This window comes from Amycolatopsis orientalis DSM 40040 = KCTC 9412 (assembly GCF_000478275.1).
Lineage (GTDB): Bacteria > Actinomycetota > Actinomycetes > Mycobacteriales > Pseudonocardiaceae > Amycolatopsis > Amycolatopsis orientalis.
In genome coordinates this window covers 108,456-130,907 of record NZ_ASJB01000015.1, presented here as the reverse complement: position 1 = coordinate 130,907, position 22,452 = coordinate 108,456, and the positions used below count along the sequence as shown (strand labels likewise).

Below are 22,452 nucleotides of genomic sequence, written 5' to 3'. Positions count from 1 at the left end.
TTCGGGAACGTGCGGGATACCGCGAGCTTTTCATGGCGGAGGGCGGACTGGATTCACACCACGGGTGGAACCGAAGTACGACTTCGGGATGAGGCTATCCCCCATTCGGGGTCAGCTTCGCCGTTCTGTCACCTGTTCGGCTTCGCTCTGCGCCTCTTCGTTCACTGACTGTTCTGATTCGGTTTCGTCGTCCTGACGGGGACGCCGCAGCGGGACGGTGGTCCGTTCCCACAGTTTGCGGCCCTCCTCGGCGCGGATCCGCTCGCTGGCCCGTTCCATCTCCAGCCGTCGCCATTTCCGGCGCTGCCGCTTGGTCGCCTTGGCGGGCCACAGTTCCTGGATCGCGCTGTTGAAGTAGGCGCCGCCGACCACCGCGAGCCCGATGAAGAACATCAGCAGCAGGAACGCGATCGGCGCGGCGAGGGCGCCGTAGGTGTAGCCGGTCTTGGTGATCCAGTTGAGGTAGATGCGCAGACCGACACTGGAGAGCAGGAAGACGATCATGGCGAGCATCGCGCCCGGCAGCCCGCGGTGCCACGGCAGGCGGCGCGGCAGCGAGAGCTTGTAGAGCGTGGTGAGCGCCAGCACGATCATCCCGCCGAGTACGGGGTAGTACAGCGTGCCGACCCAGTACGAGACCGTGTCCCGCCACGCGTTCGGGAAGAACTGGGGAAGCAGGTCGGGCCCGATCGCCAGCAGCGGCAGCCCGACCACCAGGATGACCAGCCCGGCCAGGTACAGCAGCAGCGCGAAGATCCGCTGCCAGACGTCGTTGCGGACGCCGTACTGGTCGTGCGCCACGGTGATCGCGTCGACGAACGACGACATCGCCGACGAGCCCGCCCACAGGGAGATCAGGAAGCCGATCGAGACGATCTCGCCCTTGCCGACGAACAGGATGCTGTTGACCGTCGGCTCGATGATGTCGTGGACGGCGTTGTCGCTGAAGATCGTCTTGCTGAAGGTGATGATCCGGTCGTGGACCGCGGTCACGACCTCCTGGCCGAACCAGTCGCCGACGAAGCCGAGACAGCCGAGGAGACCGAGCAGCAGCGGCGGCAGCGACAGCGTCTGCCAGAAGGCGGCCTCGGCGGCCTCGGAGAAGATGTTGCCTTCCCATGCCTTGTTGAGCGTGCGGCTGAGCAGGCGCAACGGACCTCTGCGGACCTTCGCGACCCCGGCGGCCGTCTCTTCCCGGCCGTTCTCCTCGCTCATGCAGCTCCTCCGCCAGCGCCGAGCGCCCTTGACGATGTCCAGCATGGTGCATGCCCGGGCATTCGGCTCGTCACCCCTGGGTTTTCGGGTGAGTAACCCGACAACGGGGGTGGCGCTTCCGGCGTTCCACGGGCCCGGCGGGTAGGCTCACTCCAGTGCCCTCACCTCAGGCGCCGGCGTCGCGGCCGGATACCAAAGTGGGGGCTTTTGCTTGTCGGACAGCGGTGAACAGCGCTTGTGAGGGAGAGGGAGGTGACCGGCATGTCGGAAACAGTGGAACGTGATCGTGGCACGTTGGGCGCGCCTCCCGCGGCGAAGGACAGCACCGCGAGGCCGCTGCGTGCCTGGCAGCGCCGCGCGCTGACGAAGTACCTGACGAAGAAGCCCAAGGACTTCCTGGCGGTCGCGACGCCGGGCGCGGGCAAGACGGTGTTCGGTCTCCGGATCGCCGCCGAGCTGCTGAGCGACCGGACCGTCGAAGCGATCACCATCGTCGCGCCGACGGAGCACCTGAAGCACCAGTGGGCCGCCTCGGCGGCGGCCGCGGGGATCGCGATCGACTCGAACTTCCGCAACGGCGCCGGTGCCACCTCGCGGGACTACCAGGGTGTCGCGGTCACCTACGCGCAGGTCGCGGCGCATCCGACGCTGCACCGCGTGCGCACCGAGAACCGCAAGACCCTGGTCATCCTGGACGAGATCCACCACGGCGGTGACGCGAAGTCCTGGGGCGACGCGGTCCGCGAGGCGTTCACGCCCGCCGTCCGCCGTCTCGCGCTGACCGGGACGCCGTTCCGCAGCGACGACTCGCAGATCCCGTTCGTCACCTACGAGCCCGACGGCTCCGGGTTCCAGCGCAGCAAGGCCGACCACGCCTACGGTTACGCCGACGCGCTCGCCGACGGCGTCGTCCGGCCGGTCGTCTTCCTCGCCTACTCCGGTGAAGCCTCCTGGCGCACGAGCGCGGGGGAGGAGTTCACCGCGCGGCTCGGCGAGCCGCTGACCGCCGAGCAGAACGCGCGGGCCTGGCGGACCGCGCTCGACCCGGCGGGCGAATGGATCCCCGCGGTCCTGCAGGCCGCCGACACCCGCCTCGCGCAGTTGCGCGCCAACGGCATCCCGGACGCCGGTGGCCTGGTGATCGCCACCGACCAGGAGTCCGCGCGCGCCTACGCCAAGATCCTGCAGCGCATCTCCGGCCAGAACCCGACGGTCGTCCTCTCCGACGACCCCAAGGCGTCCGGGCGGATCAAGGAGTTCTCCGACTCGACCGACCGCTGGCTCGTCGCGGTCCGGATGGTGTCCGAAGGCGTCGACGTCCCGCGCCTGGCCGTCGGCGTCTACGCCACGAGCGCGTCGACCCCGCTGTTCTTCGCGCAGGCCATCGGCCGGTACGTGCGTTCGCGCAAACCCGGCGAGACGGCCTCGGTCTTCCTGCCGAGCGTGCCGGTGCTGCTGGAACTCGCCAGTGAGCTGGAGGCCCAGCGCGACCACGTCCTCGGCAAGCCGCACCGGGAGAAGGAAGGCTGGGAGGACGAACTCCTCGCCCAGGCCAACCGCACCGAGGACGAGCCGGGCGAAGAGGAGAAGGCGTTCACCTCGCTGGGCGCCTCCGCCGAACTCGACCAGGTCATCTACGACGGCAACTCCTTCGGCACCGCGGTGTTCTCCGGTTCCGACGAGGAACAGGAGTACCTCGGGCTGCCCGGGCTGCTCGAACCGGACCAGGTGCGCGCCCTGCTGCGGAAGCGGCAGGAAGAGCAGATCGCCGACGAGAAGCGGCGCAAGCCGAAGGCCGAGGAGGCCGCGCCGGTCGCGCGGCCGCAGTCGGTCAGTGAACGGCTCGGCAGCCTCCGCAAGGAGCTGAACGCCCTCGTCGGCGTGCACCACCACCGGACCAAGAAGCCGCACGGCGCGATCCACAACGAGCTGCGCCGGATCTGCGGCGGGCCGCCGACCGCGATGGCGACGGTGGAACAGCTCGAAGAGCGCATCGTCACCCTGCGTTCCTGGTAGCCGCTCCGTACAAACGTCATGAAGGGTCCCCATAGGACGAATTTCGTCTGATGGGGACCCCTCATGACATACGCGTGGCTGAAGGGCGCTTTCCCCGCATGCGATGCGAGGAAAGCGCCCTTCGCCGCATGCGATGCGGTGAAGGGCCCCTTCAGCCCGCCCACCCCGGCCCGCGCCTCATCGCCACCCTTCACGGTGCGTTGCCATGTGCCCAGGCCGGGAAGCGACCAAGCATCCGCGGGCCAGGGCGAAGACGTGCCATGAAAGGTCCTTTCCTGGCAAAATTTGCCAGGAAAGGACCTTTCCTAGCGTTAGGGACCCAGACACCGCGGCAGCCGCGGTCACACTCCGTGAGTGGTGGCGGTCACACCGTCAGCGCACCTAGACTTCGTACGCCTTGCTACGGCCACGTTGCCAAACCGTGTCCATTTGATGAGGCTTAATCGATCCAGCCGTCTTCCGTGGACCCCGTTCGGCGGCATATGTTGTCGCCCACAACATATGCGCGATGGTGCGACCGGTCCGCCAGGATCGCCGCCCGCGAGCAAGATCCGGAAGGAACGAGGATGCGCAGCAGAACCCTTACCCTCCTCGCCGCGACGGTGGGCGCCGGCCTGGTGCTCTCCGCCTGTGGCGCCAACACCGCCGACTCGGGCAGCAGCAACTCCTCGCAGTCCGCCCCCGCCCCGGGCGGTGCCGCCACCGGCGGGAAGGTCGGCGTCATCCTTCCGGAGACGGCGTCCTCCGCCCGCTGGGAGGCCTTCGACAAGCCGTTCCTGACCAAGGCGCTCAAGGACGCGGGCTTCGACGCCGACGTCCAGAACGCCCAGGGCGACGTCCAGAAGTTCACCACGCTGGCCGACGGCATGATCGGGCAGAGCGTCAAGGTCCTGATCATCGCCTCGATCAACAGCGAGGTCGGCGCGGCGGTGGCCCGCAAGGCGCAGGCCGCGGGCATCCCGACGATCGACTACGACCGCCTGAACCTCGGCGGCAGCTCCGACTACTACGTCTCGTTCGACAACGAGAAGGTCGGCCAGCTGCAGGGCCAGGGTCTCGCCGACGCGCTGAAGGACAAGAAGGGCGCCGAGGTCGTCATGATCGAGGGTGCCCCGACCGACAACAACGCGACGCTGTTCGCCAACGGCCAGAAGTCGGTCCTGCAGCCGAAGTTCGCCAGCGGTGACCTGAAGCTCGTGCGCGAACAGGCCATCGACAACTGGGACAACCAGAAGGGCGGCCAGACCTTCGAGCAGATCCTGACCGACAACAAGGGCAAGGTCGACGGCGTCGTCGCCGCGAACGACGGTCTCGCCGGCGCGGTCATCACCGTGCTGAAGAAGAACGGCCTCAACGGCAAGGTCCCGGTCACCGGTCAGGACGCCACCGCGGACGGCCTCATGGCCATCCTGCGCGGCGACCAGTACATGACGGTCTTCAAGCCGATCAAGGAAGAGGCGGAAGCCGCGGCGAAGCTCGCCGTCCTGCTGGCGAAGGGCGACAAGGCGGGTGCCGACGCGCTGGCCACCGGCAAGGCGAAGGACCCGAAGGGCAACCGCGACGTCAAGTCCGTGCTGCTCGAGCCGAAGCTGACCACCAAGGACGGCGTCAAGGAGGTCGTGTCGCAGGGCTACGTCAAGGCGGCCGAGATCTGCGGCGGCGAACTGGCCGCGGCTTGCGCGCAGCTCGGTATCTCCTGACCCGTTAAATCCAGACAACCGGGCCGGGGCGCTTCCCGTGGGACAGTGCGCCCCGGCCCGGTATCCAGCCGGGAGAATTCGAGAACCCCCATGAGTGAACCGATCCTCGAACTGAGGCAGATCAACAAGAGCTTCGGACCGGTCCACGTCCTCCACGACGTGGACTTCGACGTGCGGGCCGGTGAGGTCACCGCGCTGGTCGGCGACAACGGGGCAGGCAAGTCCACCCTGGTCAAGTCGATCGCCGGGATCCACGGCTACGACTCCGGCACGGTGAAGTTCCAGGGTGAGCCCGTGCACATCCACGGCCCGCGCGACGCCGCCGATCTCGGGATCGAGGTCGTCTACCAGGACCTCGCCCTGGCCGAGAACCTCGACATCGTGCAGAACATGTTCCTCGGCCGGGAACGCGGCAGCAAATGGCTGCTCGACGAGGCCAGCATGGAGAAGGCGGCCCGCGAGACGCTCGCGTCGCTTTCCGTCCGCACCGTGAAGTCCGTCCGCACCCCGGTTTCGGCGCTCTCGGGCGGACAGCGGCAGACCGTCGCGATCGCCAAGTCCGTGCTGTGGGACTCCAAGGTGGTCCTGCTCGACGAGCCGACCGCCGCGCTCGGTGTCGCGCAGACCCGGCAGGTGCTCGACCTGGTCCGCCGCCTCGCCGAACAGGGCCTCGGTGTGGTGCTGATCAGCCACAACATGGCCGACGTGTTCGAGGTCGCCGACCGCATCGCGGTGCTCTACCTGGGCCGCCTCGTCGCCAACGTGCACACCAAGGACGTCACCCACGGCCAGGTCGTGGAACTGATCACCGCCGGCCGCTCCGGCGATCTCGGCCTTGCCCGCCCCGAAGCCGCCGTCCTGTAAACGGGCGAGAAAGAACCGGAAATGACTGAGACACCTGCAAAGCCCGCCTCGCCGGAGGGGGGCAAGTCGGCGGCCGCCGCGCTCAACCCGTCGGCGGCCATCACGGACTTCGGCATCGACACGACATCGATGTCGACGTCGGAGGCGATCGGCGACTACTTCTCCCGGATCAAGGCGGGCCAGCTGGGTTCGCTCCCGGCGCTGCTCGGCCTGCTCGTGCTGGTGATCGTGTTCGCGTCGCTGTCGGACACGTTCCTGACGATGAACAACATCGCGAACCTGCTGGCGCAGGGCGCCGGCAAGGCGATCATCGCGATGGGCATCGTGTTCGTGCTGCTGCTCGGCGAGATCGACCTGTCCGCGGGTACCGCGTCCGGTGTCACCGCCGCCGTACTCGCGATGCACTACGTGCGCAACGGAAACCTGCTGGGCGGGATGGGGAACGGCGTCTTCATCGCGTTCCTCGTCGTACTCGCGATCGCCGGTCTGCTCGGCGTGATCCTGCGGATCTGGGCCGGTGTCGGGTTCGCGGTGCTCGCCATCGCGCTCGTGCTGTCCGGAACGGCGGCCAACCCGTGGATCGAGATCCTGCTCGCGATCAGCGTCGGTGGCGCGATCGGTGTCCTCACCGGGTTCCTGGTCTCGAAGATCGGCATGCCCTCGTTCGTCGTGACGCTGGCGCTCTTCCTCGCCTGGCAGGGTGTCATCCTGCAGTTCATCGGTGAGGGCGGCACGCTCGGCATCAGCACCTCGGACGTGCTGTTCAAGGTCGCCAACGGCAATCTGTCCATTGTGGGCAGCTGGGTCCTCTTCCTGATCGCGGCGGGCGGATTCGCCGCGGTGACGCTGGGCCAGCACTTCTCGCGGCTCAAACGCGGCCTGGTCACCCAGCCGACGCCGATGGTGCTGTTCAAGGTCGGCGCGATCGCCGTGGTGGCCGCGGTGGCGACCTACCTCCTGACGCTGAACCGCGCGCCCAACCCGAACATCGTGATCTCCGGCGTCCCGTACGTCGTGCCGATCGTGCTCGGCCTGCTGGTGCTCGGTACCTACGTGCTCAACCGCACGCAGTACGGCCGCCACATCTACGCCGTCGGCGGCAACCGCGAGGCGGCTCGCCGCGCGGGTATCAACGTCGAGAAGATCCGGGCGTCGGTGTTCGTCATCTGCTCGGCGGTGGCGGCGATCGGCGCGATCGTCTACTCGTCGAAGGTCGGCTCGGTCGACCCGCAGGCGGGTGGCCTCAACACGCTGCTGTTCGCGGTCGGCGCCGCGGTCATCGGTGGCACGTCGCTGTTCGGCGGCAAGGGCCGGGTGGTCGACGCGGTGATCGGTGGCCTGGTCCTGGCGGTCGTGGAGAACGCGCTCGGCCTGCTGAAGCAGTCGGCGGCGGTGGTCAACATCGTCACCGGTCTGGTGCTGCTGCTCGCGGCCACGGTGGACGCGCTGTCCCGGCGCCGCGCGGCTGCGTCACCGCGCTGAGTCCGCATGGAATGATGAAGTCCGTGACCAGCACACCCGTTGCACGACCAGACGAGGTGCGCAGGCACAACCGCACGACCTTGCTCAGGTTGCTGCACGTCAGCGGCCCGAGCACCCGGGCGACCCTGGCCACCGAGCTGGGGCTCAACCGCAGCACCATCAAGACCCTCGTCGACGGGCTCGCGGAAGCGGGCGTCGTCGAGGAGAGGGTCCCGAGGCCGGGACGAGGGGCGGGCCGCCCCTCGCTCCTGGTCCTGCCGCAGCCTCAGGCGGCGGTGGTGCTCGCGGTCGACCTCCAGGTCGAACACGTGGCGATCGCGCTGGTCGGGTTCGGCGGCCAGATCCTCGGGCGCAACAGCTGGAACCTCCGCGGCCGGATGCGGGAGGCCGACGAGGTGATCACGCACGTGATCGAGTCGACCACCATGCTGGCGGGCGACCTCGGCGTGCAGCCGATCGCCGCGGGGGTCTCCGTGCCCGGCGTCGTCCGCCGGGTCGACGGGCACGTGCACGAGGCGCCCAACCTGCGCTGGACCGACGTGTCGCTCGGGGAACGGCTCGGCGGTGTGCTGCGCGTCCCCGTCCTCGTCGGCAACGACGCCGAACTCGGCGCCGTCGCCGAACACCTGCGCGGAGCCGCGCGGGGCTCGTCCGACGCCGTGTACGTCTCCGCGGACGTCGGCGTCGGGGGCGGGATCATCGCGGACGGCTCGTCGCTGCGCGGCGGCGCCGGCTACGTCGGCGAGATCGGGCATATGGCGGTCCGGCCGGGCGGCCGTCCCTGCTACTGCGGCTCCCGCGGCTGCTGGGAGACCGAGGTCGGCGAGGCGGCGCTGTGCCGCGCGCTCGACCTGCCCGAGGACACCCCGCGCGGGGCGATCCTGGTCGAACTGCGCGCACTGGGCAGTGATCCGCGGGCGGCCGCGGAACGGCTGTCGGAGTTCGCCGAGTGGCTGACGGTGGGCCTGGTGAACGTGGTCAACCTGCTCGGCCCGCAGCTGGTCGTCCTGGGGGATCTGCTCACCGCGCTGCCGGATTCGGTGGTGGGGTCGGTCGCGGACGAGGTCCGGCGGCGAAGCCTGGTCAGCCGGGCGGTCGGCGGGACGCAGATCGTGAGTTCGGCGCTCGGCGCGGACGTGAAACTCCTGGGCGCGGCCGAAGCGGCGTTCGAGATGATCCTGGACACCGTCTGACACGCGTTCAGTCCTCTGGATGCGGTGCTTGCGCGACGCAAGGACCGCATCCAGAGGACTAAACGCGGTCCTTCACGAGGCCAGAGAGCAGGGCCACCAGGGCTTGCAGGGCCTTGGCCTTCGCCGCGTCGGGGTCCTCGGCGTGCGCGATCATCAACGCCGCCTCCGCGCAGGCGCTCAGCACCAGCTGGGCCAGCTCCGGGATGGGCCCCTCGATCAGCCGCCCGTCCGCGGCGACGGCCTCCAGGAGCTCCGTGATCAGGCCCAGCCCGTACCGGTTCTCCAGCTCGCGCCATTCCTGCCAGCCGAGGACGGTGATGGCGTCGGTGAGCGAGATCCGCACCACCTCGGGCCGCAGGCACAGGTCCAGGAAGCGGCTCAGCGCGCCGAGCGCCGCCGTCCAGGGATCGTCCGCCGCCCGCAGGACCGCCTGGAGTTCCGCGGTGATCTCCGTTTCGACCTGCTCGACCACGGCACGGAACAGTCCTTGCTTGTCCCCGAAGTGGTGGTACAGCGCGCCACGGGTGACCCCCGCCGCCCGGACGATCTCGTCGGCGGGCACGGCGGCGTAGCCCTGTTCGGCGAACAGTCTCCGCGCCGCCGTGATCAGGGCGGTCTGCGTCGACTGCGAGCGTTCGGTCTGGCTACGTCGTGGCGTGGGCACGCAGGAATTCCACCACCATGCCGCTCAGCCGCTCCGGCTGGTCCTCCGGCACGAAGGCGTAGGAGTCCTCGATCGTCTTCAGTTCGGCGTTCGGCAGGACACCGGCGAGTTTCCGGCCCAGCCACAGCGGGAAATGCCGGTCCTCGGGCGCCCAGACCAGCAGGACGGGCTTGCCGAACAGGGGCAGGCGCTCGGCGGCGGTCAGTGTGTAGCGCTTGTCGATCGCGGCGGTGAACCGGACGACGTCCTCGCGGATCGCGGGATTCCGCCTGCTGGGGAGCAGGTAGGCGTCGAGGACGTGGTCCGGGACCGGATGCTTGGCCAGCCACACGAACTTCGTCGCCTTCAGCAGCGAGCGCGAGCGCAGCGCCTGGATCACCGGCCGGAAGCCGCCGGGGATCCGCGCCAGTGTGCTCAGCGGGGCGAACATCGGCGGCAGGAACCGCTCGAAGGAGTCCGACGGCGTCAGCACGACCCGTCCGATCCGCTCGGGGGAGGTGGTCATGAGCAGCTGTGTGAGCGCGCCGCCGGTGTCGTTGGCGACCACCGTGACGTCGGTCAGGCCGAGCACTTCGAGGAACCGGGCGATGAGCGCGGCGACGCCGGGCGGGCTCAGGTCGGCGCCGGGGACCGGGATCTCGTGCGAGCCCAGCGGCCAGTCCGGGGTCAGGCAGCGGAAACCGGCGTCGGCGACCGCGGGGGCCACCTTGCGCCAGAGCAGCCCGTTGGTCAGCAGGCCGTGCACGAAGACCACGGGAGGCCCTTCGCCGCGGTCGCGGTAGCGGATACGGGCGCCGCCGAGGTCCACCTCATGCGTCTCGCCCAGGAGGTCGCTGGTCGTCATGCCAGAAACATACACGCTGTATGTATGTTTTCGGTAGGCGCGTGAGAGAGTGCCGCCAAAAACAGGGCGGCCGGCCGCTCCATGGGGGAGCGTCCGGCCGCCGGGTGGTCGTGGACTGGTGGCTACCGCTGAATGTCCGCGGACATTTCCTTGAGCTTGGTTTCGTGTGCGCGGGCGTGGTGACCACAGAAGAGCAACTCGCCACCGGTGCTGAGAATGGCTCGAACCTGGGCTGCAGCTCCACACCGGTCGCATCGGTCGGCAGCGGTCAGTTCGGGGCGGGTGAGCGTCGGTGAAGTCATTGGAGTCTCCCTCCGTCCCGGCACCGGTGACCCGGTGCCATCGATCCAGCTACGACCACTTCGGCACTGATACCGGAAACGTTCGTTCCCGGCCCCGCCGTGTTCGTGCTTCCACTCTTCCAGACGTTTGGCGGCCCGCAAGTGTTCCCGGGCGGGTGTCTCATTTGTCACTGGTAATTACCTCGGATGCCGTAGCGTAATCACGCAACGTAGGAGATGACTCCCCGTTCCCGGGCCTTTTCCCATGTCAGGCACCATGCGGGGGTGGGTATCGCAGTCGTCCGGAACCGCCTTTCGAGCGTGCCGGCCCCGATCTTGTTCGTTCTCAGCGGAATTTCCATGTACGCCGGTGCGGCCGTCGCCGTAGGTCTCTTTTCGGTCGCCTCCCCCGCGGGGGTGGCCTGGCTCCGCTGTCTCGGCGCCGCGGTCGTGCTCCTGGCGTGGCGGCGGCCACCCCGGTCGGCCTGGACCGGGCGCGTGTTCCTGCTCTCCGGCGCCTTCGGCATCGTCACCGCCGGGATGAACGTGCTGTTCTACGAGGCGATCGCGCGGTTGCCGCTGGGCACGGCGGTCGCGCTGGAGTTCGCCGGGCCGGTGCTGGTGGCGGCGTTCGGCTCGCGTACCCGCCGTGACGTCTTCGCGCTGCTGCTGGTGGTGGCCGGTGTGGTGGCCATCGCGGACGTCCGGCTCGAAGGCAGCCTGCTCGGCGTGCTCTTCGCGCTGGGCGCGGCGGCCGCCTGGGCCGGGTACATCCTGCTCGGGAAGCGGGTCGCGGTCGGCGGGACCGGGATCGACGGGCTGGCCGTCGGGTTCGCCGTCGGCACCGTGGTGCTGTCCCCGCTGGCCTTCGGCACCGGCGCGGTGTGGGGTTCGCCACGTCTGCTGCTGCTGGGCATCGGCGTGGGCGTGCTGTCGACCGTCGTGCCGTACGCGCTCGACCAGGTGGTGCTGCGCCGGGCCGGGCAGGCGCGGTTCGCGCTGCTGCTGGCGTTGCTGCCGGTCACGGCGGGGGTGGTCGGCTTCCTCTGGCTGAAGCAGGTCCCGACACTGCCCGAGGCGCTCGGCACGCTGGCCGTCGTCGCCGGGGTGGCGCTGCGCTCGCCGGAGAAACGCGACCGGACCGTGGCCGAACCGCCCGCGTGACCCGATGGCCCGCCGCCGCCCTGACCGGGATACTGACCCGATCAGGGCGAGCAGGAAGGCCGGGCCATGACGAAGGCGGCATCGGCGGCGGCGAAGGACCTCGCCGCGGCCGGGGTGAGCGGTGTCCACCTGGCCTGGGCGGACAACAACGGCATCCCACGGTCGCGGATCGTCCCCGTCGCCGGGCTGGCGAACGCGGCGACCCGGGGTGTCGGCGTGACGTCGCTGTTCGCGGTCTTCGACAGCCACGACGCGATCACCTTCGCGCATACGGGCCTGGCGACGCCTTCGGGCGACGTCCGGCTCGTCCCGGTGCTCGAACGCCTCCGGCGGCTGGCGGGGCAGCCCGCGCTCGCCTGGGCGCCCGGACGGCAGATCACCGCGGGCGGCGCGCCCTGGCCGTACTGCCAGCGCGGCGTCCTGGAACGTCAGGTCGCCATCGCCGCGGAGCGGGGCCTGGAGTTCCGGGCTGGCTACGAATTGGAATTCGCCGTCGCGCCGGCCGGGAGCCCCGGCATCGTCGGCTCGCCAGGACATCCGGGCCCGGCCTACAGCCCGCACGCGCTGGTCCCGCTGGACGGGTTCATCGCGTCGCTGCTGCACGACTTCGCCGCCAACGGCCTCGACCTCGGCCAGCTGCACGCCGAGTACGGCCTGGCGCAGCTCGAACTCTCGCTGCCCGCCACCGATCCGGTGTCCGCCGCCGACGACCAGCTGCTGGCCCGCCAGACCATCCACGCCGCCGCGCACGCCCATGGGCTCGCCGTGAGTTTCGCGCCGATGGTCGGCCTCGGCACGGCGGGCAACGGCTGGCATCTGCACACCTCCGTCCGCCGCAAGGGCCGCAACCTGCTCGCGGGCGACGGCGTTCCGGGCGGCGACGGCGCCGCGTACCTGGCTGGCCTGCTGCGGGACCTGCCCGCGCTGACCGCCGTCACCGCGCCCAGCGTCCCGTCCACGCTGCGGATGCGGCCCGGCTACTTCGCCGGGGCGTACACCTTCTGGGGTGTGGAGAACCGCGAGGCCCCGCTTCGCTACGTGCCGGGCTCCGACCTGCTCGGCGACGCGCACGCGAACGTCGAACTCAAGACCTCCGACGCCTCGGCCAACCCGTATCTCGCGCTCGCCGTCGTCCTCGCCGCCGGGATGGCCGGGATCGAGGACGCCCTGGTGGCCCCGGAACCGATCGGCACCGATCCGGGTGGCTGGACCGAGGGCGAACGGGAGAGCCGGGGGGTGGTCCGCCTGCCGGAGAACCCGGCGGCGCAGGACGCGGCGCTCCTCGCCTCGCCCAGGGTCGCGGGCGTGCTGGGGAACGAACTTCTCGGTGCCTTCCGCGCCGTCCGGGCCTCGGACGCCGCGTGGGCCGCCGACCGCAGCACCGAAGAGATCATCGCCGCGCATCTGTGGCGCTACTAGGACACGGACCAGACCGTGTCCGGGCCGCGCCGGCTGCCCGGCGGCGAGCACCTCGTCGCCGTCGCCCGAGCCGAACTGCCGCAGCGGGACGGGCTCGCCGGGCCGTTCACCGCGCTGGCCGCCCTGCGCGCGGCGGGGTTCGACGTCGCGGGCCAGGAAGAGGTCGCCGCGCTGGCGGGCACCACGATGGAGGGGCTCGCCCGGGCGATCGGGACGCTGTCGGGCGGACGGCTCGCCGCGGTACCCGCCACCGGGGACTGGACGCCGCGGACGTTGTTCATGCTCCTGACCGCGCTGTGGCGGCTCCCGCGGGTCGCGGTGATCGCGGAGGTCGATCCGGCCGAATTCGGCGCGCACGACACCCCGGAGCGGGCGCTGCTCGACTATCTCGACACCGGGATCCCGCCGCTGTGGTCGTCGCGCTGGCGTCCGGCGGCCGCGCATTTCGTCCTGGTGACCGGGCTGCGGATCGGCACCGAAGGAACCCTGCTGTCCATTATGGACGGTTACCCGTCCTTGGGGGACAACGGATCGCACGACCAGCCGGTCGAATGGGTGGCCGCGGCGCTGAGCCGGATGCTGATCGTGGTCGACGACGGCGACGCCGGGACCGTCGCCGCCGCGATCACGTCGGCCGGCCTGTGGAGCTGACGTCTCCGGCCGGTTCGGCGAAGCGTGAGTGCTTGCGCCCGTAGAAGACGTAGATCAGCAGGCCGAGCAGCAGCCACGCGGCGAACCGCAGCCAGGTCATCACGTCGAGGTTGAGCATCAGGTAGAAGCACGCCAGCGCCGCCGCGATCGGCAGGTACGGCGAGAACGGCACGGTGAACGGGCGCTCCAGGTCCGGACGGCGCTTCCGCAGCACCGGGACGGCCACCGCGACGATGATCATCGCCGACAGCGCGCCGATGCTGACCATGTCGGCGAGTTCGGAGATCGGGATGAACGCGGCCAGCGTCGCGATCAGCACGGCACCGGCGATGGTCATCCGGTGCGGCGTGCCCCACCGCGGATGCGCCGTGCCGAACTTCTTCGGCAGCAGCCCGTCGCGGCCCATCGCGAACCCGATCCGGCCGATCGTCACCAGCTCCACCATCATCACCGACGTCAGCCCGGTGACCGCGCCCAGCGAGATCAGCGCGCCCACCCAATGCTGCCCGACCCGGTCGAAGGCGTCGGCGAGCGGGGCGCCCGCGTCGATCTCGGCGAACGGCACCATCCCGGTCAGCACCAGCGAGACACCGATGTAGAGCAGGGCGCAGACCCCGAGCGCGCCGAGGATGCCGACCCGCAGGTCCCGCTTGGGATTCACGGTCTCCTCGCCGAGGTTGGCGAGCGCCTCGAACCCGGTGTAGGCGAAGAAGACGACCGCGGCGGCGGTGACCATCCCGGCGATGCCGTAGACGGACTGTTCGAGGCCGAGCGCGGCTTGCACGATCGGCTGATGCAGGGCGCCGGCGGTCTCCGTCGGCGGCTGGGCCGGCGGGATGAACGGGGTGAGGTTCTCACCGCGGATGTAGAACACGCCGACCGCGAGGATCAGCACGCAGACCGCGACCTTCACCAGCACGAGCAGATTCGTCACCCGCGCCGACTCCTTGATCCCGATGACGGCGATCACGGTCAGCACGGCGATGATCACGACCGCCCCGATGTTCACCTTCGCGTCTTCACCGAACCACTCGGGGGAGAGCCCCATCAGGTTCGCGAGGTAGCCGGACCAGCCCCGTGACACGACGGCCGCGCCGAGTGCGAACTCCAGCAGGAGATCCCAGCCGATGATCCAGGCGAACGTCTCGCCGAGGGTGGCGAACGCGTAGGTGTAGGCACTTCCGGCCGTGGGCACGCTGGAGGCGAGTTCGGCGTAGCAGAGCGCGGCCATCCCGGCGACGACGGCGCCGAGCACGAACGACAGCGTCACCGACGGGCCCGCGTGGGTCTTGGCTTCGACACCGGCGAGGGTGAAGATCCCGGTGCCGATGATGATGCCGACCCCGAAACCGATCAGGTCGCGCCCGTGCAGGCGGCGTTTCAGCTCACCCGAGTCCTGTCGCTTCAGGACTTCGTCCACGTCCAGAGTTCGCCGCATGGAGGGTCACGCTAGAAGATCGCCGCCCGGCCCGCAGATCGGTGGGAACCGCCTCAGTCTTCGAGGGTGATCCCGTTCTCCTGGGCGAGGATCGCCGCCTGTACCCGCGACCGCAGGTCCAGCTTCGTCAGCACCCGCGACACGTGGGTCTTCACCGTCGTCTCGCCGATGTGCAGCCGGGTGCCGATCTGCGCGTTGGACAGGCCACCGCCCAGGCACGCCAGCACCTCGCGCTCGCGGTCGGTCAGCTCGCCGAGCCCGTCGGGGACAGGGGAAGGTTCCCGCGTCCCCGCGGCGAAAGCGGTGATCAGCTTCCGCGTGACCTGCGGGGCGAGCACCCCTTCGCCCGCCGCCACCAGCTTCACCGCTTCGACCAGCCGCGACGCCTCCACCGATTTCAGCAGGAACCCGGCCGCGCCCGCCCGCAGCGCGGCGTGGACGTACTCGTCGAGGTCGAAGGTGGTCAGCACGAGGACCTCGCACAGCCCCGCCGTGGTCAGTTCCCGGGTGGCCGCGATGCCGTCGACGCCGGGCATCCGGACGTCCATCAGCACGACGTCCGGTTTCAGCGCCTTCGCCTGGCGGACGGCGGTGGCGCCGTCGGCGGCCTCGCCGACGACCTCGATGCCTTCGGCGTTGCCGAGGATCATCATCAGCCCCGCCCGGATCGCGCCGTGGTCGTCGGCGACGAGCACCTTGATGGTCAAGACCCCTCCAGAGGCAGTTCGGCGCGGACGAGCCAGCCACCACCGGACGGCCCGGCGGCGAGGGCGCCGCCCACCGCGGCGGCGCGCTCCCGCATGGTCAGCAGGCCGAGTCCGGTCCCGCCGTCGTCGCCCGAACCGGAGCCGGGACGAAGATCGTTGCGTACTTCGACGGTGAGGATGCCGCCGTGCGCGCGGATGCCCAGCACGGCGCGTCCGCCCGCGGCGTGCTTCGCCGCGTTGGTGAGCGCCTCCTGCGCGATCCGGTACGCGGTCAGGTCGACCGCGGCGGGCAACGGGGGCGTGTCGTCCACTGTGGAGACCACCTCGACCGCCAGCCCGCTCGCCCGCGCCGATTCGACCAGTTTGGACAGTTCGGCCAGCCGGGGCGGCGCCGTCGGCTCGATCTCCGGGTCCCCTGTGGACGGATCGGCGCGCAGCAGCCCGATCATCGCGCGCATCTCCTCCAGCGCGCTCACGCTGTTCTCCCGCACCGATTCCAGGACCGTCCTGGACAGTTTCGGGTCGGCCTCCGCCATCGACAACGCCGCTTCGGACTGGATGGCGATCGCGGAGAGGTGCCCGGCGATGACGTCGTGCAGATCCCGCGCCATCTTCGAGCGTTCCCCCGCCACGGAGGCCCGCCGGTCCAGCTCGCCGATCGTGGCCAGCTGCACCGCGTTCGCCCGTTCGGTGTCGGCGATGTCCCGCTGCTGCCGCACGGTCGCCGCCCACCACACCGGCGTGATCAGGAACGGCAGCAGCGAGAACGCGGCGAGGATCGCCGTCCGCCACTGCGAGGACATCAGCAGGGCCAGGCCCACCACCGCGAGGGTCCCGAGCGCGGCGACCCCGATCATCACCCGGCTGACGCGCCGGGAACCGTAGAGCGTCGTCGCGTAGAGGAAGTCGGTGAAGACGAGGATGATCGGCAGCGAGGTGCCCAGCGCGACGTCCACGCCGACCACGACCAGCGCGCACAACAGTCCCAAGGGGACCTTGCGGCGCAGCATTCCCAGGCCGCACAACACGGTCAGCTCGGTCAGCCGGATCCAGAGCGGGGTGTCGTCGCGGCCGTTGAGCAGGACCTGCATCCCGCTGAGGTAGACCAGCAGGCCCAGTACCCAGGTACCGACGGCGATGACGGCGTCCTGCTTCCACTCGGGAAGATGGGTCAGGCGCGGGACCAACGAGGACACCCGTCCATCCCAGCACACCCCGGCGCGCGCCGGGTCCTACGAAGTGATGACGGTGCTGTCGTGCCGATCACCGACGCGGCCGCGTCGCCGCGCGGGCAAGACTCGGATCGTGAACAAGATCTGGGACTTCATCGAGGAAAACCCCATCGCGGCGGTGGTCGCCGGCGGGGAGATCGCCTTCTGGGTCGCCATCGCCGCGGGCCTGGTGGCCCGCTATCTGCTCAAACTGCGGCGGACGAGCGTCGTCCTGCTGCTGCTCACGCCGGTGATCGACCTCGTCGTGCTGGCCGGGACGGTGATCGACCTGCGCGACGGGGCCAAGGCGAACTTCGTGCACGGCCTCGCCGCGGTCTACCTCGGCTTCAGCGTGGTGTTCGGGCACTCGATGATCAAGTGGGCCGACGTGCGGTTCGCCCACCGGTTCGCGGGCGGGCCGCCGCCGCACAAGCCGGACGGCCGGGAGAAGCTGCGCGCCGAATGGCGTGACTGGGGGAAATGCGTGGCGGCCTGCGCGCTCGCCGCGGTGGTGCTGCTCGGGCTGATCTTCCTGGTCGGCGACACCGAGCGGGTCGCGCCGCTGTGGGGGTGGCTGCCGCGGCTGGGGGTCGTGACGGCCATCTGGTTCGCGACCGGCCCGCTGTGGCAGCAGCTCACCCCCCGGCACGACCGGGCTGAAGGGGCCCATCACCGCATGCGACGCGAGGAAAGCGCCCTTCACCGCGTGCGACGCGGTGAAGGGCCCCTTCAGCCCGGCCCCGGAAGTGACCCGGAAGACGTCCACCGTCCGGAAGGAGCGCGGCGATGATCGAGGTGGTGGGGATCCTGCTGCTGGTCCAGGGCGCGGGAGGGCTGATCAACCGGCTGCTGGGCGGCTCCGGGCCGAGCTGGTTCGTCCAGCTCCACCTGCTCCCGCCGGGGACGCACATCGTGGCGAGCGCGCTGATGGTGGCGGCGGGCGTGGTGGTCCTGTTCGCCGAGCGCGCCCGCAAACAGCGCCGCCGCGGCGGATCAGAGTGACACGAGCACCTGCAGGACACCGAGGACGATGGTGACGATCGTCAGCACGACGGTCACCACGGTGAGCCGCGTGACCCGCGCGCTCACCGTGTTCTCGTAGGTGTACCGGGTCTCCTCGTCCATCGCCTCGGCCTGGCGGTCGAGCTGGGCGATGATCCGCTCCACGCCCATGCTGGTGACCAGTCGGCGCTCCAGCGAATCGATCTCGGGCGGGAGCACCGAATGCAGCATCTCGAGGATGTCGTCGAGCGAGCCGCGCAGCAGCCGGGTGCGGCTCGCCGCCTTCTGCTTCCCCGCCAGTGTCCGCATCTCATGCTGGGCGGTGCGCAGCCATTGGTCGGCCAGCGCCATCCGGATCAGGACCCGTTCGAGGATGAAGAGCATCCCGTGGTCGAGCCCGCCGACGTCGCTGTCGATGCCGAAGTACGGTTCGGCCGCGCCGAACGGGCCGCGCATCAGCTCGTCCTGGTGCTCGACGTACTCGGAATCCTTGCTGTTGAGGCAGACGATCCCGCCCGCCATCGTGTAGGCGGCGACGAAGGACCGGGTTCCCCAGGACGGACCGAGCGCGTCCCTGGCGACCTCGCGGGGCACGAACCGCCAGCCCTCGTCACTGGTCGCCATCCCGTAGAACGGCCGGGGATCGCCGGCGACCCGCTGCGCGGGCGGATGTCCGTCGTGGGACCGCAGCTCGACACACCAGCCCTTGCGGCTGAGCCCTTCGGTCAGCCCGCAGCCCTTGGTCAGGTCCTCGAAGATGTGGGTGACGGCCTTGAGGAGCGAGGGGAAGGTCTTCTCTCCGTAGCCGCCGTGCAGTCCGTCCGCCCCGTTCGCCGTCTCCCGGCCCTGGAGGCTCTGCAGGACGGCGATGGCGAGATCGAATTCCGCGGCGGGACGGTCCGCCGTCGGCGCGGTGACGGTGGTGGCGAGGATCAGCGTCATCGCGTGATAGCTCGGATGCCAGGTGACGACGAGTTCGCACGGCAGGCTGAGCGCGCCGAGGCGGATCGCCAGCCGGGAACCCCCGGTGCGTTTGCGCAGCACCCGCCGTAGCGGCGGGGTCGTGTAGCTGGTGAGGAAGTTCTCCGCGGCCGTCCATTCCTCGCCGAGTTTCCCGTCGAGGTGGGTCAGCAGGCCGCGATCCCGGCCGCCGTCCAGGACCTTCCCCGCCTCCCGCTCCGACAGCGGGACCGCCCAGGCGAAGCTGAGGAGGACCGCGGTCATGCGGGTTCGCGGCGCAGCAGGGTGACCAGGTCCCGGCCGAGGTGGCGGCGCAGCGGACCGGAGGCGTTGACCAGTTCGTCGCGGTCGACGTGCTCGTCGGCGGGGCCGAGGTCGTCGAGGACGTGATAGGTCCACTCCCACTCGGTGCGCCAGCCCGCTTCGGCGGCTTCGGCGGCGACCTCCGCCGGATCGAGATACCGGACCGGGAGCGCCGGTCCTTCGCCTTCGCGCAGGGCCTTGTCGAACTCTTCGCGGCCGATCCGGCGTGAACGGACTTCGCCGCCTTCGACGCTGTCCAGGCTGAAGGCCCCCTGCCCGATCGGTGACCGGCTGTAGGCCAGCACCAGCGCGCCACCGGGCGCCGTGAGCCCGGCCAGCCGCCGCAGGATGGGCGCGACGTCCGAGGTCGGCACGTGCTGGATGACGTGACTGCAGACCACGAGGTCGTACGGGCCGCCGTCCAGTTCGGTGATCGGCGACGCGGTGAAGGAGAACCGGGTGTCTTCGACGACGGTCTCGCGCGCCTTGGCCAGCCTGTCCTGGTCGGGGTCCGCGGCGGTGACCTCGGCGGAGAACCGGGCGACCCAGGGCAGGAGGCGGCCCTCACCGCAGCCCGCGTCGAGTGCCTTGATCCCGGCCCGCGCACCGAGTGTGGCGGTGAGCCGTCCGGCGACCTTCCCGAGCGCGCGGTCCTCGCTGGCCGTCCAATAGCCGTCGTAGGGTTCGTGCCGTCGGATGAACGTGCCGGTGACGTGGTCGCCGGTGTCCGGATAGCGATAGCTCTCGGTCAGCACAGTCGCGAATATAGCCGGATTCGCGGGCTTCTCCGGCTCCCCGCACGGGATTACCATGGGTCATGGCCACCGTGCCTGTCGTGCTGTACTCCGTCGTCGCCGTGGCGCCGTCGGCCCTTTTCTGGTGCGCGCTGAAAGTTCCCGTGCTGGTGCGCTGGTGGCGACGCCGCCGCGAACCGGAGCCTCCGGCCGGCCCGCCCATCGAGAAGCTCGCCGCCGATCTCCGCCGGGTGCACCGGCTGCTGGCCGAACTCCCTCCCGGTGCTTCGGCCGTCCGGCGGCACGGCACCAGGCAGGCGTACGACGCGCTGCTCGTCCAGGCCTGCCGGGAGGTCGAGGTCGACCACCGGCTGGACACCCTGCCCGAGGGGTTCGACCGCGGGATCGAACGGCTGCGCGTCGAGGAATCGCTCGCCGAGCGCGGGGTTTCGGTGTCCTGAGGCGGTTTGTATCGAACGTATGCGCGTGCCCGGCAGGCTCGGCGGCATGAAGAGGCTGGGATTGCTCGTTTCCCTGGTGCTGCTGCTCGCGTTCGCTCCCGGGGTCGCCTCCGCCGCGGCCGCCTTCCCGCGGCTGGACGCGGCCACGGTCGACGGCTTCCGCTGGACGCCGGGTTCGAGCTTCGACGTCTACGGCGCGCGGATCGCCGCGCTGGAGGCCAAGCTCCCGCCGCGCGGCCTGCCGGAGATCCTGTCGTCGGCCAACCGGTCGGCGCGGCCGTTGTGCCACGGCACCCATCTCGCGGCGGCGCTGAAACCGGCGGGATTCTGCTGGGAAGACGCTAACGACGACAAGACCAACGACTGGATCCCGCAGGGCCTCACCGGCTCCGGGGACGCCGACGCCGCGACCGGGAAGGTCGGCGGCAAGCGGGTCGTGGCCGCCTCCTGGCACACCCCGGGCGACACCATGGTCCGGCTGTCCTTTGTGGACGCGACCGGGCTCGGCTACCGCCACGTGCTGCTGGTCGAACCGACGTCGAACGACAACTTCGCCGTCGTGCAGGGGCATGGGCACGGGATGACCTGGATCGGGAACCGGCTGTTCGTCGCGACCACCGGGGGAGTGGTCCGGGTCTTCGACACGACGCACTTCTGGAAGGTCGACGACAGCTCCGGCGTCGTCGGCAAGGGCACGGACGGCAAGTACCACGCGGCGTTCTACGACTACGCGATGCCGCAGATCGGCGCCTACTGGTACCCCGGCGGCGGGACCTGCACCGGGGCTCCCGGCGTGCGGCCGTGTCTCGCGACGATGTCCTTCGACCACGGCGACGGCTCGATCGTGACCGCGGAACACGTGCCCAACGCCGCCGGTGGCCGGGTGCTGCGCTGGCCGTTCGACCGCGCGACGGGGCTGCCCAAGCTGTCGGCCGACGGGACCGTGCACGCGAAGGAAGGGTTCGTGTCACCGGTGTGGGGCATGCAGGGAGCGGTGTCGCGCAACGGATATTTCGTGATGACCGGCGTCTGCCCGGAATACGCCGGGGTGGCGGGCGACCATCCGTCCTGTCTGCACGGCGGGGTCGGCGGCACCACGACGTCGAGACTGTCCGGGCAGGCGCCGGTCAACAGCCAGAACCTCTCCTACTGGCCCGCCACCGGGGAACTGTGGCTGATGAACGAGCAACTCCGGGAACGGGTCACCGTGCACGTCCCGTGGACGACACTGACCGGCAGGCCCTGAGTCACAGGACGAGCTCGGCGAGCCTGGCGATGTCGTCGAGCTCGTCGGTGGCCGGGTTGAAGATCAGCTCGTCCGCGCCGATGTCGCCGAAGGCCTTCACCGCGTCGCGGACCGCCTCCGGGGTGGTGCGCACGCCGGAAGCGATGAAGTCGGCCGGCTCGGCGCCCATGTTGCCGTAGTAGTCGCGGACCTTCGCCCGTCCGGTGTCGGGCTCGCCGAGGGCGAAGTAGGCGATCGCCACCAGCCGCGGCTCGCCTTCGCGACCGGCTTCCCGCCAGGCGGCGCGGGCCTGCTCGAACGCCCCGGAAACCATCTCGGGCGGCATCGAGCCGCCGACGTAGCCCTCGCCCCACTTCGCCATCCTGGCCAGCGCTTTCGGCGCGAAACCGCCGAACAGCAAGGGAACCTGCCGGGTGCCGGGCGGCACGGCGGCGTTGTCCCCGCCGCCGACGGGCTCGCCCGCCCACACGTCGCGGTAGACCTCGAGGTCGGCGTCGATCCGCTTGCCGAGTCCCTTCGGGCCGAGCCCTTCGGCGACGAAGTCGTCCGTCCGCCCGCCGATGCCGACGCCGAGGGTGAGCCGCCCGCCGGAGACACCGTCGATCCCGGCGAGTTCCTTCGCCAGCAGCACGGGCGGCCAGACGGTGCCGAGCAGGACGTTGGAGATCAACCCGATGCGGGTGGTGGCGCCCGCGGCGGCGGCGAGCGCGACGGTGTCCATCACGCCGGGGTAGGCGATCCGGCCGACGGTGCCGAGGGTCGAGAACCCGGCTTCCTCGGACCGCGCGGCCCAGGTGGGCAGGACGGCCGGGCGCATGTCACGGACCTGGTTCGGGAGGCCGATGCCGATCTTCATGGAGGCTCCTGGAAGGAAGAGGATGTCCTTCCAACCTCCCG

21 protein-coding genes and 1 pseudogene are annotated in these 22,452 nt (G+C 70.4%); 12 read left to right on the top strand and 10 right to left on the bottom strand.

Annotated features, from left to right (window positions below):
* Positions 1-111: 111 nt before the first annotated feature.
* On the bottom strand, positions 112-1,215 hold the full coding sequence (locus tag L324_RS03005) for a YihY/virulence factor BrkB family protein (RefSeq protein WP_037303895.1): 1,104 nt from the start codon (positions 1,213-1,215) through the stop codon (positions 112-114).
* A gap of 261 nt (positions 1,216-1,476) precedes the next feature.
* On the opposite strand from L324_RS03005, the gene L324_RS03000 reads away from it, so the two are divergent.
* The 5 genes from L324_RS03000 to L324_RS02980 all read left to right on the top strand — a co-directional run bounded on the left by L324_RS03000 (position 1,477) and on the right by L324_RS02980 (position 8,470).
* The gene (locus tag L324_RS03000) at positions 1,477-3,231 is read left to right on the top strand and encodes a DEAD/DEAH box helicase (RefSeq protein ID WP_037304440.1); all 1,755 of its coding nucleotides are present in this window, start codon (positions 1,477-1,479) and stop codon (positions 3,229-3,231) included.
* 566 nt (positions 3,232-3,797) lie between these two features.
* On the top strand, positions 3,798-4,931 hold the full coding sequence (locus L324_RS02995) for a sugar ABC transporter substrate-binding protein (protein WP_037303893.1): 1,134 nt from the start codon (positions 3,798-3,800) through the stop codon (positions 4,929-4,931).
* A 90-nt stretch (positions 4,932-5,021) separates the two neighbouring features.
* Positions 5,022-5,795, top strand: a complete 774-nt coding sequence (locus L324_RS02990) for an ATP-binding cassette domain-containing protein (protein ID WP_037303892.1) — start codon at positions 5,022-5,024, stop codon at positions 5,793-5,795.
* 21 nt (positions 5,796-5,816) lie between these two features.
* Positions 5,817-7,277 (top strand): sugar ABC transporter permease, encoded by a 1,461-nt coding sequence (locus tag L324_RS02985; RefSeq protein WP_037303891.1) that lies wholly within the window; start codon positions 5,817-5,819, stop codon positions 7,275-7,277.
* Between the two features lie 11 nt (positions 7,278-7,288).
* Positions 7,289-8,470 (top strand): ROK family transcriptional regulator, encoded by a 1,182-nt coding sequence (locus L324_RS02980; RefSeq protein ID WP_051173591.1) that lies wholly within the window; start codon positions 7,289-7,291, stop codon positions 8,468-8,470.
* 58 nt (positions 8,471-8,528) lie between these two features.
* Here L324_RS02980 and L324_RS02975 read toward each other — a convergent pair whose 3' ends face one another.
* From L324_RS02975 to L324_RS43400, 3 genes are all read right to left on the bottom strand, one after another.
* A complete protein-coding gene (locus tag L324_RS02975) occupies positions 8,529-9,134 on the bottom strand; it encodes a TetR/AcrR family transcriptional regulator (RefSeq protein ID WP_037303889.1) in 606 nt (201 codons plus the stop codon).
* Entirely contained in the window at positions 9,115-9,978 is an 864-nt protein-coding gene (locus tag L324_RS02970) for an alpha/beta fold hydrolase (RefSeq protein ID WP_037303888.1), read from the bottom strand. Before L324_RS02970 ends, L324_RS02975 begins: the two co-directional genes overlap by 20 nt.
* A 122-nt stretch (positions 9,979-10,100) precedes the next feature.
* The gene (locus L324_RS43400) at positions 10,101-10,280 is read right to left on the bottom strand and encodes a DUF7455 domain-containing protein (protein ID WP_016332937.1); all 180 of its coding nucleotides are present in this window, start codon (positions 10,278-10,280) and stop codon (positions 10,101-10,103) included.
* 339 nt (positions 10,281-10,619) lie between these two features.
* Between L324_RS43400 and L324_RS02960 the strand changes: the two genes are divergently transcribed.
* The 3 genes from L324_RS02960 to L324_RS02950 all read left to right on the top strand — a co-directional run bounded on the left by L324_RS02960 (position 10,620) and on the right by L324_RS02950 (position 13,493).
* Positions 10,620-11,423, top strand: a complete 804-nt coding sequence (locus L324_RS02960) for an EamA family transporter (protein WP_037303885.1) — start codon at positions 10,620-10,622, stop codon at positions 11,421-11,423.
* 66 nt (positions 11,424-11,489) lie between these two features.
* Positions 11,490-12,842, top strand: coding sequence for a type I glutamate--ammonia ligase (locus L324_RS02955; protein WP_037303884.1), 1,353 nt, complete (start codon positions 11,490-11,492; stop codon positions 12,840-12,842).
* Between the two features lie 15 nt (positions 12,843-12,857).
* A complete protein-coding gene (locus L324_RS02950) occupies positions 12,858-13,493 on the top strand; it encodes a DUF6885 family protein (protein WP_037303883.1) in 636 nt (211 codons plus the stop codon).
* On the opposite strand, the gene L324_RS02945 is transcribed toward L324_RS02950, so the two are convergent.
* The 3 genes from L324_RS02945 to L324_RS02935 form a co-directional block, all read right to left on the bottom strand.
* On the bottom strand, positions 13,468-14,913 hold the full coding sequence (locus tag L324_RS02945) for an APC family permease (RefSeq protein ID WP_037303882.1): 1,446 nt from the start codon (positions 14,911-14,913) through the stop codon (positions 13,468-13,470). The genes L324_RS02950 and L324_RS02945 overlap by 26 nt on opposite strands.
* 71 nt (positions 14,914-14,984) lie before the next feature.
* Entirely contained in the window at positions 14,985-15,638 is a 654-nt protein-coding gene (locus L324_RS02940; protein ID WP_037303881.1) for a response regulator, read from the bottom strand.
* Positions 15,635-16,834: a sensor histidine kinase gene (locus tag L324_RS02935; RefSeq protein ID WP_037303880.1), complete on the bottom strand. Its 1,200-nt coding sequence runs from the start codon at positions 16,832-16,834 to the stop codon at positions 15,635-15,637. Before L324_RS02935 ends, L324_RS02940 begins: the two co-directional genes overlap by 4 nt.
* A gap of 109 nt (positions 16,835-16,943) precedes the next feature.
* Between L324_RS02935 and L324_RS02930 the strand changes: the two are divergent.
* Both L324_RS02930 and L324_RS02925 read left to right on the top strand, forming a co-directional pair.
* Positions 16,944-17,525 (top strand): annotated as a pseudogene (locus L324_RS02930) (hypothetical protein); the annotation flags it as partial.
* Between the two features lie 110 nt (positions 17,526-17,635).
* Complete coding sequence (locus L324_RS02925) at positions 17,636-17,851, top strand: hypothetical protein (RefSeq protein WP_037303879.1); 216 nt, start codon at positions 17,636-17,638, stop codon at positions 17,849-17,851.
* Here the strand turns inward: L324_RS02925 and L324_RS02920 are convergent.
* Together L324_RS02920 and L324_RS02915 are read right to left on the bottom strand one after the other, a co-directional pair.
* On the bottom strand, positions 17,843-19,075 hold the full coding sequence (locus L324_RS02920) for a hypothetical protein (RefSeq protein WP_037303878.1): 1,233 nt from the start codon (positions 19,073-19,075) through the stop codon (positions 17,843-17,845). The genes L324_RS02925 and L324_RS02920 overlap by 9 nt on opposite strands.
* Positions 19,072-19,869, bottom strand: coding sequence for a class I SAM-dependent methyltransferase (locus tag L324_RS02915; RefSeq protein ID WP_037303877.1), 798 nt, complete (start codon positions 19,867-19,869; stop codon positions 19,072-19,074). Before L324_RS02915 ends, L324_RS02920 begins: the two co-directional genes overlap by 4 nt.
* Positions 19,870-19,931: 62 nt before the next feature.
* Here L324_RS02915 and L324_RS02910 point away from each other — a divergent pair, with 62 nt between their 5' ends.
* Together L324_RS02910 and L324_RS02905 are read left to right on the top strand one after the other, a co-directional pair.
* Entirely contained in the window at positions 19,932-20,309 is a 378-nt protein-coding gene (locus L324_RS02910) for a hypothetical protein (protein ID WP_037303876.1), read from the top strand.
* A gap of 46 nt (positions 20,310-20,355) precedes the next feature.
* Positions 20,356-21,555, top strand: a complete 1,200-nt coding sequence (locus L324_RS02905; protein WP_235783386.1) for a hypothetical protein — start codon at positions 20,356-20,358, stop codon at positions 21,553-21,555.
* A gap of 1 nt (position 21,556) precedes the next feature.
* On the opposite strand, the gene L324_RS02900 is transcribed toward L324_RS02905, so the two are convergent.
* On the bottom strand, positions 21,557-22,411 hold the full coding sequence (locus tag L324_RS02900; RefSeq protein ID WP_037303874.1) for an LLM class flavin-dependent oxidoreductase: 855 nt from the start codon (positions 22,409-22,411) through the stop codon (positions 21,557-21,559).
* Between the last annotated feature and the right edge of the window lie 41 nt (positions 22,412-22,452).